Origin of the sequence: Mammaliicoccus stepanovicii, assembly GCF_002902525.1 — a bacterium.
Taxonomy (GTDB): domain Bacteria; phylum Bacillota; class Bacilli; order Staphylococcales; family Staphylococcaceae; genus Mammaliicoccus; species Mammaliicoccus stepanovicii.
The window spans coordinates 45,004-59,533 of sequence record NZ_PPQZ01000011.1; the positions used below are offsets into that span (position 1 = coordinate 45,004).

At 31.8% G+C, this 14,530-nt stretch carries 16 protein-coding genes and 2 tRNA genes; all 18 read left to right on the forward strand.

Going from position 1 to position 14,530, the window contains the following annotated elements:
* The first annotated feature begins 8 nt into the window (after nucleotides 1-8).
* The 18 genes from CD111_RS01965 (at nucleotide 9) to CD111_RS02050 (ending at nucleotide 14,425) form a co-directional block, all read left to right on the forward strand.
* Entirely contained in the window at nucleotides 9-1,358 is a 1,350-nt protein-coding gene (locus tag CD111_RS01965; RefSeq protein WP_095086724.1) for a UDP-N-acetylmuramoyl-tripeptide--D-alanyl-D-alanine ligase, read from the forward strand.
* The gene (locus CD111_RS01970) at nucleotides 1,355-2,044 is read left to right on the forward strand and encodes an alpha/beta hydrolase (protein WP_095086727.1); all 690 of its coding nucleotides are present in this window, start codon (nucleotides 1,355-1,357) and stop codon (nucleotides 2,042-2,044) included. Before CD111_RS01965 ends, CD111_RS01970 begins: the two co-directional genes overlap by 4 nt.
* A 163-nt stretch (nucleotides 2,045-2,207) precedes the next feature.
* Nucleotides 2,208-3,770: a degradosome RNA helicase CshA gene (cshA, locus tag CD111_RS01975; protein ID WP_095086731.1), complete on the forward strand. Its 1,563-nt coding sequence runs from the start codon at nucleotides 2,208-2,210 to the stop codon at nucleotides 3,768-3,770.
* Between the two features lie 229 nt (nucleotides 3,771-3,999).
* Complete coding sequence (locus CD111_RS01980) at nucleotides 4,000-4,335, forward strand: PH domain-containing protein (RefSeq protein ID WP_229726497.1); 336 nt, start codon at nucleotides 4,000-4,002, stop codon at nucleotides 4,333-4,335.
* Nucleotides 4,325-5,857, forward strand: a complete 1,533-nt coding sequence (locus CD111_RS01985) for a PH domain-containing protein (RefSeq protein ID WP_095086737.1) — start codon at nucleotides 4,325-4,327, stop codon at nucleotides 5,855-5,857. The genes CD111_RS01980 and CD111_RS01985 overlap by 11 nt, the downstream gene beginning before the upstream one ends.
* Nucleotides 5,841-6,308 (forward strand): PH domain-containing protein, encoded by a 468-nt coding sequence (locus CD111_RS01990; protein WP_095086740.1) that lies wholly within the window; start codon nucleotides 5,841-5,843, stop codon nucleotides 6,306-6,308. The genes CD111_RS01985 and CD111_RS01990 overlap by 17 nt, the downstream gene beginning before the upstream one ends.
* A 20-nt stretch (nucleotides 6,309-6,328) precedes the next feature.
* Entirely contained in the window at nucleotides 6,329-6,697 is a 369-nt protein-coding gene (gene acpS, locus CD111_RS01995) for a holo-ACP synthase (RefSeq protein WP_095086743.1), read from the forward strand.
* A gap of 47 nt (nucleotides 6,698-6,744) precedes the next feature.
* Nucleotides 6,745-7,893: an alanine racemase gene (gene alr / locus CD111_RS02000; RefSeq protein ID WP_095086746.1), complete on the forward strand. Its 1,149-nt coding sequence runs from the start codon at nucleotides 6,745-6,747 to the stop codon at nucleotides 7,891-7,893.
* Nucleotides 7,894-7,979: 86 nt separating this feature from the next.
* Nucleotides 7,980-8,147, forward strand: a complete 168-nt coding sequence (gene mazE, locus CD111_RS02005; protein ID WP_095086748.1) for a type II toxin-antitoxin system antitoxin MazE — start codon at nucleotides 7,980-7,982, stop codon at nucleotides 8,145-8,147.
* Complete coding sequence (locus CD111_RS02010) at nucleotides 8,148-8,519, forward strand: type II toxin-antitoxin system PemK/MazF family toxin (protein WP_095086751.1); 372 nt, start codon at nucleotides 8,148-8,150, stop codon at nucleotides 8,517-8,519.
* A gap of 103 nt (nucleotides 8,520-8,622) precedes the next feature.
* Nucleotides 8,623-9,627, forward strand: coding sequence for a SpoIIE family protein phosphatase (locus tag CD111_RS02015; RefSeq protein WP_095086754.1), 1,005 nt, complete (start codon nucleotides 8,623-8,625; stop codon nucleotides 9,625-9,627).
* 72 nt (nucleotides 9,628-9,699) lie between these two features.
* Nucleotides 9,700-10,026: an anti-sigma factor antagonist gene (locus CD111_RS02020; protein WP_095086757.1), complete on the forward strand. Its 327-nt coding sequence runs from the start codon at nucleotides 9,700-9,702 to the stop codon at nucleotides 10,024-10,026.
* Between the two features lies 1 nt (nucleotide 10,027).
* Complete coding sequence (rsbW, locus tag CD111_RS02025) at nucleotides 10,028-10,504, forward strand: anti-sigma B factor RsbW (protein ID WP_095086760.1); 477 nt, start codon at nucleotides 10,028-10,030, stop codon at nucleotides 10,502-10,504.
* Complete coding sequence (gene sigB, locus CD111_RS02030) at nucleotides 10,479-11,249, forward strand: RNA polymerase sigma factor SigB (protein WP_095086764.1); 771 nt, start codon at nucleotides 10,479-10,481, stop codon at nucleotides 11,247-11,249. The genes rsbW and sigB overlap by 26 nt, the downstream gene beginning before the upstream one ends.
* A 136-nt stretch (nucleotides 11,250-11,385) precedes the next feature.
* Nucleotides 11,386-13,539, forward strand: coding sequence for a Tex family protein (locus CD111_RS02035; RefSeq protein ID WP_095086767.1), 2,154 nt, complete (start codon nucleotides 11,386-11,388; stop codon nucleotides 13,537-13,539).
* Nucleotides 13,529-13,984, forward strand: coding sequence for a SprT family protein (locus CD111_RS02040; protein WP_095086770.1), 456 nt, complete (start codon nucleotides 13,529-13,531; stop codon nucleotides 13,982-13,984). The genes CD111_RS02035 and CD111_RS02040 overlap by 11 nt, the downstream gene beginning before the upstream one ends.
* Nucleotides 13,985-14,242: 258 nt before the next feature.
* Nucleotides 14,243-14,328: transfer RNA gene (locus tag CD111_RS02045), tRNA-Leu, on the forward strand.
* 23 nt (nucleotides 14,329-14,351) lie between these two features.
* Nucleotides 14,352-14,425, forward strand: a tRNA-Gly gene (locus CD111_RS02050).
* Nucleotides 14,426-14,530 lie beyond the last annotated feature (105 nt).

Here is a 14,530-nt window from a genome sequence, read left to right on the forward strand (position 1 = left end):
TAAATACAATGAACATTAAATTAAGTACTATAAAAAAATGGATAGATTGTGATATTAACGATGAATATATGGATTCTGTAGTGATTGGTACATGTATTGATTCTAGAAAATTGGACCCATCTAATTTGTTTATCCCATTTAAAGGTGAACATGTAGACGGACATCGTTTTGTTGAACAATCATTGAGTAATGGAGCAGGTGCCTCATTCTGGCAAAAAGATGTACCAAATCCTCCAGAAGGTCCGCTTATATTCGTGGACGATACATTACAAGCTCTACAAAATTTAGCAAAAGCATATTTAAAATATGTTAATCCTAAAGTGGTTGCAATAACCGGATCGAATGGGAAGACAACAACTAAAGATATGGTAGAGTGCGTGTTAAGAGAATCTTTTAAAGTAAAAAAAACACAAGGTAACTATAATAATGAAATAGGTTGTCCACTTACGATATTAGATTTAGACGAGGATACTGAAGTTTCTATTTTGGAAATGGGTATGAGTGGGTTCGGAGAAATTAGAGAATTAACTGAATTGGCAGAGCCAGATGTTGCCATTATTACGAATATCGGAGAATCTCATATGCAAGATTTAGGTTCGAGAGAAGGTATTGCAGAGGCAAAATTTGAAATCACTGAAGGATTACAAGATGATGGACTCCTTATATATGATGGTGACGAACCATTATTAAAACCATTAGTTGCGACATTACGTAATAGAAGTTTATCAATTGGAACACAAACTGAGAATGATGTGTTGATTCATACGAATCAAACTTCTAGTACAGGTATTAACTTCCAATTGAATAAGGAACAAATTGTTTATCATCTTAATATTTTAGGTGAACATAATGTAAAAAATGCAACATATGCAATTCAAGTCGCAAAGCATTTTGGTGTGATGGATGATGTTATTCAAAATGCATTACATGATTTATTAATCACAGATATGAGAATGCAGCAAATTTCAACGAACTTATACGGTTTATTTATCAATGATGCATATAATGCAAGTCCTACTAGTATGAAAGCGGCAATCGACACACTTGATAAACTACAAAAACCTCAGAAGATAATTGTACTTGCTGATGTACTAGAATTAGGCGATATCAGTAAGGATATGCATGAACAAGTAGGGTATTATTTAAAGGATAAAGATATTCAAACGTTAATTACATTTGGTGAAGAAGCGAAACATATCTCCAAAATAGCAGATCAATTTATCGAAGAGACACTTCATTTCGATTCGAAAAAAGAAATAGTTGAATTCCTTAAGTTAAATTTAGATTCGGATTCTGTCACACTGTTTAAAGGTTCAAGAGGTATGTCATTAGAAACGATTATTGAAGATTTAACATGAAACTCGGTATTTTATTTTTGCATGGTTACACTGGTGGCAGATATGAATTACTTCCATTAATCAACTATTTAGGTGATCGTTATGATTTTGTAATTGAAGCACCAGAATATCCAGGACATGGCAAGAAGTTACTCATTAAAAATACAAACGAAGAAATGTGGTTCGAAGCGGCTGAGAAGTCGTATATCGCACTTAGAGAAAAATGTGACACTGTAATTGTAATTGGATTTTCAATGGGAGGTGTCATTGCGGGTTTATTATCGCTAGCACATCAACCAGATAAATTAATTCTAATTGCTCCAGCATTCGATAACATTAATCTTCAGTATATGGTGAAGTATCCTTATACATATATTCATAATATGCGCTATGCAGATTTAAGAATACTTGAATTTATGTTGTTTAGAACGTTTAAAGTTGATTACAAATCACTTGTTTCTTTTAAAAAATTACAACAACGTGCTTTGTATGTACCAGAACAAATCACAGCAAACACTTTAATTATTCACGGCACAATTGATGGTCTTGTGCCAATTCAGAAATCACGTCAATTAGTAAAAAGAATAAAAAAAGCTAAATTGATAGAAATTGAAAAAGGACCACATGAAATTTGTTTGTCAAAAATGAATAAAAAAGTTTTTTATGAAGTTGAAAAATTTATATTTAAAAATAAATCAATTAATTAAAACTGCACTAAATCCTATTTTAGTGCAGTTTTTTTGTGCTTTTTACTATGAAAATAAAATGTAAACAAGTAAGTCAGTACATTGCGCTATTAACAAAAGGGTGGTAGTATATAGAAGTTGAATAAAAAAGACGAGAGAGTCACTATATAAAAGGAGAATTATTTTGCAAAAATTTAGAGAATTAGGTATTTCTGAAGCTACCTTAAACGCTTTGGACCAAATGGGATTTACTGAACCAACACCAATACAAGTAGAAAGTATTCCACATACATTAGAAGGTACTGACGTGCTAGGCCAAGCGCAAACAGGAACTGGAAAAACTGGTGCATTCGGTATTCCATTAATAGATAAAGTAGCAAATAAACAAGGTGTACAAGCATTAATACTTGCACCTACTCGTGAATTAGCTAACCAAGTAGCTGAACAATTAAGAACATTTAGTAAAGGACAAAACGTAAGTGTGGTAACTGTCTTTGGTGGTATGCCAATCGATAGACAAATTAAATCACTCAAAAAAGGTCCTCAAATTGTTGTTGGTACACCTGGACGTGTAATCGACCACTTAAAAAGAAAAACTTTAAAAACAGAAGGTATCGAAACATTAATTTTAGATGAAGCAGACGAAATGATGAACATGGGCTTTATTGATGATATGAGATTAATCATGTCTAAACTTCCTAGTGAAAATCGTCAAACTTTACTATTCTCAGCAACGATGCCAAAAGCTATTCAAGAATTAGTTAAAAACTTCATGAAGAGTCCAAAAATCGTTAAAACAATGTCAAATGAACTTTCTGATCCACAAATCGATGAGTACTATACAATTGTTAAAGAATTAGAGAAATTTGAAACATTTACTAATTTATTAGATGTTCAAAATCCTGAATTAGCAATCGTATTTGGTCGTACAAAACGTCGTGTTGATGAATTAGCAAGTGCATTGATTAGTAAAGGTTACCGTGCAGAAGGATTACATGGTGATATTACACAAGCTAAACGTTTAGAAGTATTAAAGAAATTCAAAAATGATCAAATAGATATATTAGTAGCAACCGATGTTGCTGCACGTGGACTTGATATTTCAGGCGTAAGTCATGTTTATAACTTCGATATCCCTCAAGATACTGAAAGTTATACTCATAGAATTGGACGTACTGGTAGAGCCGGCAAAAAAGGTGCTGCGGTAACGTTCGTTAATCCAATCGAAATGGATTATATTCGCCAAATAGAGAGAGCGAACAAACGTGAAATGACTGCTTTACGTCCGCCAACTCCTGGTGAAGTAATGCAAGCCAAAGAATCAGATGTTAAAGATAAAGTTAAAGGTTGGGTGGAAAGTCCAATCGAAGGCCGCATTGAAAAGATAGCTGAAGGGCTTATCAGTGAATATGGAGAACAAAAATTAGTTGCCGCATTATTACAAGAATTAATCAAATCAAGTGATGATGGCGATGTACAATTAACATTTGAAAAACCACTTTCTAAAAAATCTGGTCAAAGAGGTAACCGTGGCGGTGGAAACCGTGGAGGCGGAAATCGTGGCGGTGGAAACCGCGGTGGTAATAGCCGTGGCGGAAACAGAACAAGATTTGAAGGTAAAAACAAACGAAGCAGTAGCGATAAAAACAGTAGTTTTGATCGTAATAAAGGTAAAAACAGTAAACCACAAAAACCTCGTTCAAAAAAACAGTTCTCAGGTAGAACATTTGCTGAACATTCTAAATAAGTATAAGAAAAAAGCGTGTAATCGAAAAGGTTACACGCTTTTTTTATGATATAATACAGCTAAATCATGGCTTAGAGGAGTTATTATGTATAAACAAATTTTAAATAACAGCATTTCAAGAAACTCAATAAAATATGATTATATCAACCACTTTTTTACAATAATCATTATGTTCGTTCTATATAGTGCATTTATATATTTGTGGTCACGTTTCGATTGGTGGTTTCCATTGATTTATATAGTAAGTTTAATTGTATTATTCATTGGTGTTACAGGTTTTATTACGCCATTTATTAGACTTAAAAGAACTTCATTTGAAATAGGACATCGACATTTAGAAATTCAAAGTGGTTTATATTTTCAAAAAAGATATGTACAACCATATAATAGAATACAATATGTGACCATAAAACATGGTCCAATTTCTCGAAGATTAAATATATATTTCTTAGTAGTTGTAACTGCAGGGAATCAAAGATTTTTACCAATGATGGGAAGAGATATGGCAGAAGAAGCTAGATTGAAAATCATGACGAATGTTAAAGAGGTGTTAGATGATGTTTAGTCCTCAGAAATTACATCCAATTTCTTATGTAACCGATTTTGTAAGAAGCCTTAAAAGTAATATCTTCCCACTCATTATAGGTTTATTCTCACTGTTCAGTAATGGTTTAGATAACTTTTGGGACGCAATCTTTCCGTTATCTATATTATCAATTTCATTTATATATTCAATCTATAATAGTATTAAGATTTATAACACACGATATTGGATTGAAGATGATCAGTTGATAATGGTATGGGGTGTGTTCTCTAAAAATAGAAAAGAATTAAATATTGAAAGAATACAATCTGTTGATACATCACAAAATATCATACACCAATTATTAGGTGGCGTTAATTTAAGTGTTAAAACGGCAAGTGACGGAATTGAATTAGATACAATAACAAAAAAACAAAGCGAAGAATTATCAAACTATTTGAAGAAACGTAAAACGATACTTGAAAATAGTAAAGATACTCATGCAGATAGCCAAACGTTTGAAAGTACAGAACATATTATACGAGACGAATCAGACGAATTAGAAATAGAAACTGACGCAGCATTATTTTTTAAATTATCTAATATAGATTTACTGAAGATGAGTTTTACAAGTGGTGGAATATTAATTGTTTTTGCAGCCATAGGTTCTTTGTACGGATTTTCAACACAATTTATTGACGTTTCAGGTTATATCACGCCATTAATTGATAAAGTAATTAATTTAACTACAGCAATTATATTTATTGGACTGATAGGTCTTATTCTTAGTTATATAATAGGTTCTTTCATTGTATTTATTAAAAATTATAAATATCAGTTAACATTTGATGGTGAGTTGTTAGTCGTGAAGTATGGATTATTTACTGTTCAAAAAAGAACTGTACCTATTAAGAGAATTCAAGCTTTGAAAGAAGAACAGTCATTATTTAGAAAACTAATTGGCTACACTAAAATATCAGCAATTATTACGACGGATGGACATTTTGATAATCTTGATGAAGATCATGTAGGCAATGTAACAATATTACCTTTCATAAAGAAAAAGGACGCATTCCAACTGTTGGAACAAATTGTTCCACAATTCAAATTTGAATCTGTAAATCAAGGACTCCCTTTACAAGGTATAAGAAGAAGGGTGTTTGTACCGAGCATTCTGATTATCTTAATTACAATACCAATTCAAATATATCTATGGTCATATTCATGGATTATAGCGCTTGGTTTAATATTAATTGGTATTGGTTATGCTTCAGTCATAACGTTAAAATCAGGTTATAAAGTTAATAATCAGTTTATCAGTATATTAATGGCGACACCTTTCGCTTATGAAACGATTTGGGTCAATAAAGAGAAGATATTAACATTACAATTAAATGAAAATCCGATTATTAAGAGAAAGAATATTGCACACTTTAATATTCAAATCGCTTATGGCAATACTCAAATGACCAAAGGTTTAAAATTCGTCAAGAAAAAAGACGTACTTTCAATATATGACTGGTATAACGAAAAGGAGGTAGAAATCAATGCTTCCAACACATAGAATGGATAAAAAAGGAATGACGGTTGAAAGAATTGGATCACTCATTACTTTATTAATATATTTAATCATCTTAATCGCAATGTTTGTCATGCTAAAATTTTGGTTTGTTGAATTTTCAAAATGGTGGCTCATGATTCCCGTCGTACTTATTGTAGTAACGGCTATTTATGGATTAATGATTCATCCATATTATATGTATCGTAATTTTAGGTATAGCATTGATAAAGATGAAATTAACATTAAGTCTGGTATATTTTTTATTAAGGAAGTGAGTATACCAATCTTTAGAATTCAAAATGTTGATTTATACGAAGGGTTTATAATGAGAAAATTTGACTTAGCCAATATTACGCTCTCGACAGCTGGTGGAAGAAAAGAAATTAAATATATAAATAAAGAAAAAGCAAATATCATTAAATATACGATTCAAAATAGGATAGGTAATGAGTAAAACTTAAAGGTGTGATAATAATGATTCATGGAGTTGGTATTGATTTAATAGAAATAGATCGTATTCAAAAATGGTATACGAAAACACCAAAAATGGCCGAAAAAATTTTAACACAAGACGAACACGATATATTTGATAAAATTAAACTAGAATCACGTAAATGTGAGTTTCTCGCAGGCAGATTTGCTGTGAAAGAAGCATTTAGTAAAGCGATGGGAACTGGAATCGGAAAGTCATATGGATTTCATGATATAAATTGTATTCCAGATGAAAATGGCAAGCCAGAGATAATATGTGAAGGATTTCGAGTGCATTGCTCTATCACGCACACCCAACAATATGCCCAAGCAATTGTTACGATTGAATTAGGAAATAATAAGCAAGAATAATCGCTATATGATAAAATACACTTATTATAAGAGGAGGTGTTTGGCTGTTGTCCGAAAAATATTATAGGCCAACCTATATAAACGTTGACTTAAAAGCGATACTAGAAAATTATCAAGCAGTTGGAAGACTGCATCCAAATAAAAAAATTATAGCAGTAGTTAAAGCAAACGGGTACGGTTTAGGTAGTGTACCAATTGCTACTTACTTAAGTAATGAAGGTGTAGACTTCTTTGCTGTAGCAACATTGGATGAAGCTATTGAACTTAGAATGCATGGTATTAAATCTAAAATATTGGTTTTAGGCGTAATAAATGCTCGAGATATCAATAAAGCGATTCAGCATAGAGTTGCATTAACAGTACCATCAGAAGAATGGTTATTAAATGCTATTGAATCATTAGATGAAGAATCATCCAAATTAGTTTGGCTACATGTCAAAATAGATACAGGAATGGGTAGAATAGGTATACAAGATAAAGAAACTTATCAGAAAGTTGTAAATCAAATTGAGACACATGATCGATTTATATTTGAAGGTGTTTATACACACTTTGCATCTGCTGATGAACCAAATGACTTTTCAAAAAAACAATATGAAAGTTTTGAGGAATTTGTAGAATCATCAAATACACCAGAGTATGTACATACCCAAAACTCTGCTGGTGCACTTAGATATGATGCAACAATTTGTACAGCTGTAAGACTAGGTATTGCTTTATACGGATATTACCCTTCAAAATATATTCAAGAAGTTTCTAATTTGAAGCTAAAACCTGCTGCCCAACTAATTAGTGAAGTCGTACAAACTAAATATTTAAATTCTGGCGAAACAGTAAGTTATGGTACGACTTATACAGCTAAAGATAAAGTGAAAATTGCAACAATACCTATTGGATATGCAGACGGTTATTTGAGAAAAATGCAAAATACTTATGTAAATATAAATGGTGTTGAGTGTAAAGTCGTTGGTAGAGTTTGTATGGACCAAACAATGATTGAAGTTCCTGAAACAGTGAAAACTAGGGATAAAGTGATTTTGATGGACAATCATGTCGAATCAAACCAATCTGCTGAGATGTTAGCTGAAGCACAAGGTACGATAAATTATGAAGTATTATGTAACTTGAAAAAACGCATTCCACGCATATATTTTGATGGAGAAAACCAAGAGATAACAAACGAATTATTAAAATAACATAGTCAAAATGCGTGACATTTGTTATGATATAAGTAACTAAATGGACAAAAATAAACTGTTTAATAAAGCTGGAGGTATTTGTTATGACATCTTTAACACAAAATCGCACGCAAAATTTAGAACAAACGCTTAAAGAAGGATATCGTTCTATGGCAGATTTGAACCTCTCCCTTGCATCTGAAGCATACTATAGTGAATGTGAAGCATGTGATTCAAATGAGTCGCATTTGACATCTTCAAACGGTGAATAAATGAGAAGAGGAGATGTGTATCTCGCAGATCTTTCACCAGTTACTGGTTCTGAACAAGGGGGAACAAGACCAGTCGTGATTATACAAAATGATACCGGAAATAGATACAGTCCAACTGTCATTGTAGCAGCGATAACTGGGAAGATTAACAAAGCCAAAATACCTACACACGTAGAAATTGAAGCAGCGAAATACAAATTAGATAGAGATTCAGTTATTTTACTTGAACAGATAAGAACAATCGATAAAAAACGTTTAAAAGAAAAATTAACATATTTATCTGATGCAAAGATGAAAGAGGTTGATTTAGCAATTGCAATCAGCCTCAATCTCACTTTGCAACATAAGTTTGATACATTAGGTAATACATAAAATACATCAATACTGTTTTAGAAGAAGAGATTACTTTTAAAGCAAATTCCGCTTTAGGATTAGCCTAAAGCTTTTTTAGTCTAATGATAAAAGAGGTGACCTTGTGACAGAAGAAAAGAAACTGCGTTATCAAGAATTAATATTAGAATATGTAAAAACTTCTAATGATCAAGTTTTGTCAGATTGTCAAACATATTCTAATGAAGCGGTTGAAGAAAATGTATCGCCGGAAGAAATCGTTCAAATACATTTAGATATTATAAAAAGAGAACGAGACTTAACGAAAGATCAAGTTGTAAAATCTTTCGATGTATTATTAGAAATTATTATAGGTTATGGTTTTACATATAGAGATTATAAGAAATTATTAAACAAAATTAAAATCCATGATAAAGAAATGGATGTAGCATCAAGTTTGCAACAAACAATGTTAAAGCCACAAATTCCTCAATTTGATAGTATTCAAATTGGGGCGATTTCTGTGCCAGCTCAAAGAGTAAGTGGAGATTATTTTAATTTAATTGATCACAACGATGGTACGATGAGTTTCGCAGTTGCAGATGTAATCGGTAAGGGAATACCAGCTGCCTTAGCGATGAGTATGATTAAGTTTGGTATGGATTCATACGGGCATTCACAACTACCAAGTGATGGATTGAAACGATTAAACCGAGTAGTTGAAAAGAATGTAAACCAGAATATGTTTGTTACGATGTTCTACGGATTATATGAAGAAATAAATAATATGCTTTATTATAGTTCGGCAGGTCATGAACCAGGATATATTTATCGTGATCAAACTGGTGAATTTGAGGAAATGTCAGAACGAGGTATCGTGCTCGGTGTAAATAAATATACAAGGTATAAGCAAAGTGAAGTTAAAATTGAATTGCAAGATATGATTATTGTGTTTACTGATGGCGTTACAGAATTAAGAGATAAAAACAATGAATTCATAAAGACACAAAAGTTGCTCGATATGATTAATGAGCATAAACAATTACATCCTCAAGATATCGTTCAAATACTTTATGAAGAACTTGTTAAATTGCAAAACCCAACGAAACGTGATGACTTAACTATATTAATTGTAAAAAGAGTAAAATAGCAAGATTAGAATTTCCAAAATCGGGTATTATTTAATGATGAAAGTCTAATATATTTAGGGGTGTAAGTAGGAATGAATCTTAACATTGAAACGACAGAACATGAAAACTATTATGAAATTAAAGTTGGCGGAGAACTAGATGTATATACTGCGCCTGAACTTCAAGAAGTTTTACAACCAATTAGACAAAAAGGAACACATGATATACATGTAAATTTAGAAAATGTAAGTTATATGGATTCTACAGGATTAGGATTATTTGTAGGCACTTTAAAATCTTTAAACGAACATGATAAATCACTATATGTACTCGGTGTATCCGATAGAATAGAGAGATTGTTTGATATTACAGGACTCAAAGAACTCATGCATGTCAACAAAGGAACGGAGGTAAATTAAGATGACTTCTAACTATGATTATATAGAGATGAGATTTCCAGCTGCACCTGAGTATGTAGGGTTAGTAAGATTAACTTTATCTGGTGTGTTCAATAGAGCTGGTGCATCATACGAAGATATAGAAGACTCTAAAATTGCTGTTTCCGAAGCTGTAACAAATGCAGTAAAGCATGCATATAGTGAAAATGTTGATGGTGAAATTTTGATAGGTTATCTTGTCTACGAAGATAAAATAGAAATTATTGTTTCTGATTCAGGTAAAAGTTTTAACTACGAAGAAGCTAAAAAAGTACTAGGCCCTTATCAAGAAAGTGATAACATTAACTTCTTGAGACAAGGTGGATTAGGACTATTTCTAATTGAATCTTTGATGGATGAAGTGAACGTCCAAAAAGATGCAGGTGTTACAATAAGCATGACAAAGTATTTATCTAAAGAGCAGGTGCAAACAAATGACGGAAGAGTCCAAAGCTTATAATGAAGTTTCGCCAGAAGATATTAATGCCTGGATTGCAGATTATCAATTAAATCAAAATAACGAGGCACAAGAAAAGCTCGTTCTTCATTACCAAAAATTAATCGAATCTTTAGCGTATAAATATTCTAAAGGTCAAGCACACCATGAAGATTTAGTGCAAGTAGGTATGGTTGGATTATTAGGCGCTATTAAGAGGTTTGATGTGTCATTTGAGCGTAAATTCGAAGCGTTTTTAGTACCTACAGTTATTGGTGAAATTAAGAGATACTTACGAGATAAAACTTGGAGCGTCCATGTACCTAGAAGAATCAAAGAAATAGGTCCCAAAATTAAAAAAGCCAATGAAGATTTAACAAATGAATTAGGACGATCTCCTCAAATTTCTGAAATTGCCAATCGGTTAGAAGTAACTGATGAAGACGTACTAGAGGCAATGGAAATGGGACAAAGCTACAATGCTTTAAGTGTAGATCATACAATAGAAGCAGACAAAGACGGTTCTACTGTTACATTGCTTGATATAATGGGGCAATCAGAAGAAGGTTATGATTTAACTGAAAAAAGAATGATACTAGAGAAGATTCTTCCAATTTTAACAGAACGTGAAAGAGAGATTATTCAATACACCTTTATTTCTGGCCTAAGCCAAAAAGAAACCGGTGAAAAAATTGGACTTAGCCAAATGCATGTATCTAGACTACAACGTACGGCAATTAAAAAATTAAAAGAAGCAGCAATGAAATAAATGTTGTTATAGAAAAGCAAGCATCTAAAAAATCAATGAGATTTTAGTGATGCTTGCTTTTTTGTGGAATACTGCATTTGGAAAGCCATTCATGAAATATGTTAAAATAAACTATAATACAATTCAGGAGGCAACTATGAATCAAGAATTAATTAATATTATAAAAAACAATCACGCATTTACTGAAAAGCAAATTAACACGGTACTAGAATTATTGGAAGATAAAAATACGGTTCCGTTTATTGCAAGATATAGAAAAGAATTAACAGGCGGTTTAGATGAAGTAGAGATTAAATTAATTGAGAATGAATATACATATGCAGTGAATTTACATAAGAGAAAAGAAGAAGTCATTAGATTAATAGATGAACAAGGGTTACTAACAGAAGATTTAAAACAAGATATTTTAAAACAAACAAAATTACAAAGAATTGAAGATTTATATAGACCATTTAAGAAAAAGAAAAAAACAAGAGCTACAGAAGCAAAGAGAAAAGGTTTAGAGCCGTTTGCTAATTGGATAATCAAAGGTACAAATGAACAGTCCATTTATGATAAAGCAACCGAATTTATAACTGAAGAAGTTGAAACGGAAGAACTAGCTATTAAAGGTGCACAAGATATTATCGCAGAAATCGTATCAGATGAACCTAAATATCGTAAATATATTTTAAATATGATTGAAAATCAAGGTAAGTTAGTTACAGAGAAAAAGAAAAAATCAGAAGATGAAAAAAACGTATTCGAAATGTATTACCAATATGAAGAACCAATTAAAAAAATTGTTCCACATAGAGTACTTGCAATAAATCGTGGAGAATCGGAAGGTGTTTTGAAAGTTAGTTTCGACATAGATATTGAAAAATTAAAACATTATTTAGCGAAACAATATATCAAACCAAATCATATACACACTCAAATTATAATAGAGGCTTTAGAAGATAGTTTAAAAAGACTAATCTTACCATCTATTGAAAGAGAAATTCGAAGCGAACTAACAGAGAAAGCAGAGAAACATGCTATTGAGATATTCTCTGAGAACTTAAAGAATCTACTTTTACAACCACCTTTAAAAGGCAAGAAAATATTAGGACTTGATCCAGCATACAGAACTGGATGTAAACTTGCTGTAATTAATGAGTACGGGTCATTTGTGGATAAGAATGTTATATATCCTCATCCACCGGTATCTAAAATTGAACAGTCAGAAAAAACATTTCTAGATTTAATAAACAAACATCAAATTGAATTAGTCGCTATAGGTAATGGTACAGCAAGTAGAGAATCGGAACAGTTTGTAGCAGAAATGATTAAAAAGCATGATTTAAACTGCCAATTTATTATCGTGAATGAAGCGGGAGCTTCAGTTTATTCAGCATCAGACGTTGCTAGAGAAGAATTTCCAGACTTTAAAGTTGAAGAAAGAAGTGCAGTTTCAATAGGGAGACGTGTACAAGATCCTTTAAGTGAACTTGTAAAGATAGATCCTAAATCAATAGGTGTCGGTCAATACCAACATGATGTAAACCAAAAAGCTTTAGGAGAAACGTTGAAATTTGTTGTAGAAACAGCGGTAAACCAAGTAGGTGTCGATGTTAATACTGCTTCACCATCACTATTAAGCTATGTATCTGGATTAAGTAGCACGGTTGCAAACAATATTATTAAATATAGAGAAGAAAAAGGCGTCATTATGCATCATAAAGAAATTGCTAAAGTTCCTAGACTAGGTAACAAAACATTTGAACAAAGTATAGGATTTTTAAGAATTTTAGATGGCAGCGAACCTTTAGATAAAACAGCTATTCACCCAGAAAGTTACAAGGCTGCATATCAATTAATAGAGTATGTGAATTTAACAAAAGAAGATATCGGAACAGATAAACTAAAAGAAGAGTTAAACAAATTAGATTTAGATGTTACAAGTGAGCAATTAAATATTGGGAAACCAACTTTAGAAGATATCATTTCTTCACTTATTGCACCTTTGAGGGATCCAAGAGATAGCTTTGAAACTCCAATTTTAAAGTCTGATGTACTATCTATCGAAGATTTAAGACCAAATATGGCTCTGAGTGGCACAGTAAGAAATGTTGTGGATTTTGGAGCATTCGTAGATATTGGTGTAAAACAAGATGGTCTAGTTCATATATCTAAATTATCAAAAGGTTATGTAAAGCATCCTATGAATGTTGTAAGTGTAGGAGATATAGTTGGTGTTTGGGTACTTGATGTTAATCAAGAAAGACAAAAAGTTTCACTTACTATGATTAATCCAAATGGAAAATAGTGAACTTCAACAACTTGTTACAGATCTTTCTCAAAAATATTTTCATAAACCCTTTAAACATCAAGCAACATTTAACAATAGGTTAAAAACAACTGGTGGCCGTTATTTATTAAACAGTCATAATATAGAAATAAACTATCAACAATATTCAAAATTTGGTAAAAAAGCACTTGAAGACATTATTAAACATGAACTATGCCACTATCACTTACATATAGAAGGAAAAGGATACCAGCATAGAGATAAGGCATTTAAAGATTTAATCAAGAAAGTAGATGCACCAAGATTCTGTCAGCCTATAAAATCTTATGATGAAAGAGCAAAGTATATTTATAAATGTGAAGCATGTAAAGTTAAGTTTAAGCGAATTAAGAAAGTGAATACAGCCAAATATAGATGTGGAATCTGTGGTGGAAAGTTAAAAATAATAACAAAAATCAAGTAAAGTAAATTACTACACTCTAAATTTAGGGTGTAGTAATTTTTTTGTAAAAAAATAAGGAAAAGTTGTTGACGAAACAGAGAAATCGTCGTATGATTATTAACGTTCCTTAAAGAAGTAACAACAAATGTTACAGCAGTTTTAAGGAAGTAAAATTACAACAAAAAGTTAAACGAAATTATTGACTTTGTAAATCTTAAGTAATATAATTAATAACAGTCAGTTAAATAACTTATTAATAAGAATTACTGCAAACCATGCGCGGTCGTGGCGGAATGGCAGACGCGCTAGGTTGAGGGCCTAGTGGGAGAAATCCCGTGGAGGTTCAACTCCTCTCGGCCGCACCATTTAACAAATAATAATATAATATGCGGGTGTAGTTTAGTGGTAAAACCTCAGCCTTCCAAGCTGATGTTGTCGGTTCGATTCCGATCACCCGCTCCATTGAATTTTATGAACATTGAAAACTGAATGACAATATGTCAACGTTAATTCCAATAATTTTGAGTACTAATAGTACTTCAAAGAGTGATTGGCTTAACCAATCAA

Excerpts from the sequence above, each read along its gene's own strand:
- CD111_RS01965 (WP_095086724.1), top strand. The coding sequence starts at position 9 with ATGAACATTAAATTAAGTACTATAAAAAAATGGATAGATTGTGATATT.
- CD111_RS01970 (WP_095086727.1), top strand. The coding sequence starts at position 1,355 with ATGAAACTCGGTATTTTATTTTTGCATGGTTACACTGGTGGCAGATAT.
- CD111_RS01985 (WP_095086737.1), top strand. The coding sequence starts at position 4,325 with ATGATGTTTAGTCCTCAGAAATTACATCCAATTTCTTATGTAACCGAT.
- CD111_RS01990 (WP_095086740.1), top strand. The coding sequence starts at position 5,841 with ATGCTTCCAACACATAGAATGGATAAAAAAGGAATGACGGTTGAAAGA.
- acpS (WP_095086743.1), top strand. The coding sequence starts at position 6,329 with ATGATTCATGGAGTTGGTATTGATTTAATAGAAATAGATCGTATTCAA.
- mazE (WP_095086748.1), top strand. The coding sequence starts at position 7,980 with ATGACATCTTTAACACAAAATCGCACGCAAAATTTAGAACAAACGCTT.
- CD111_RS02010 (WP_095086751.1), top strand. The coding sequence starts at position 8,148 with ATGAGAAGAGGAGATGTGTATCTCGCAGATCTTTCACCAGTTACTGGT.
- CD111_RS02020 (WP_095086757.1), top strand. The coding sequence starts at position 9,700 with ATGAATCTTAACATTGAAACGACAGAACATGAAAACTATTATGAAATT.
- rsbW (WP_095086760.1), top strand. The coding sequence starts at position 10,028 with ATGACTTCTAACTATGATTATATAGAGATGAGATTTCCAGCTGCACCT.
- sigB (WP_095086764.1), top strand. The coding sequence starts at position 10,479 with ATGACGGAAGAGTCCAAAGCTTATAATGAAGTTTCGCCAGAAGATATT.
- CD111_RS02035 (WP_095086767.1), top strand. The coding sequence starts at position 11,386 with ATGAATCAAGAATTAATTAATATTATAAAAAACAATCACGCATTTACT.
- CD111_RS02040 (WP_095086770.1), top strand. The coding sequence starts at position 13,529 with ATGGAAAATAGTGAACTTCAACAACTTGTTACAGATCTTTCTCAAAAA.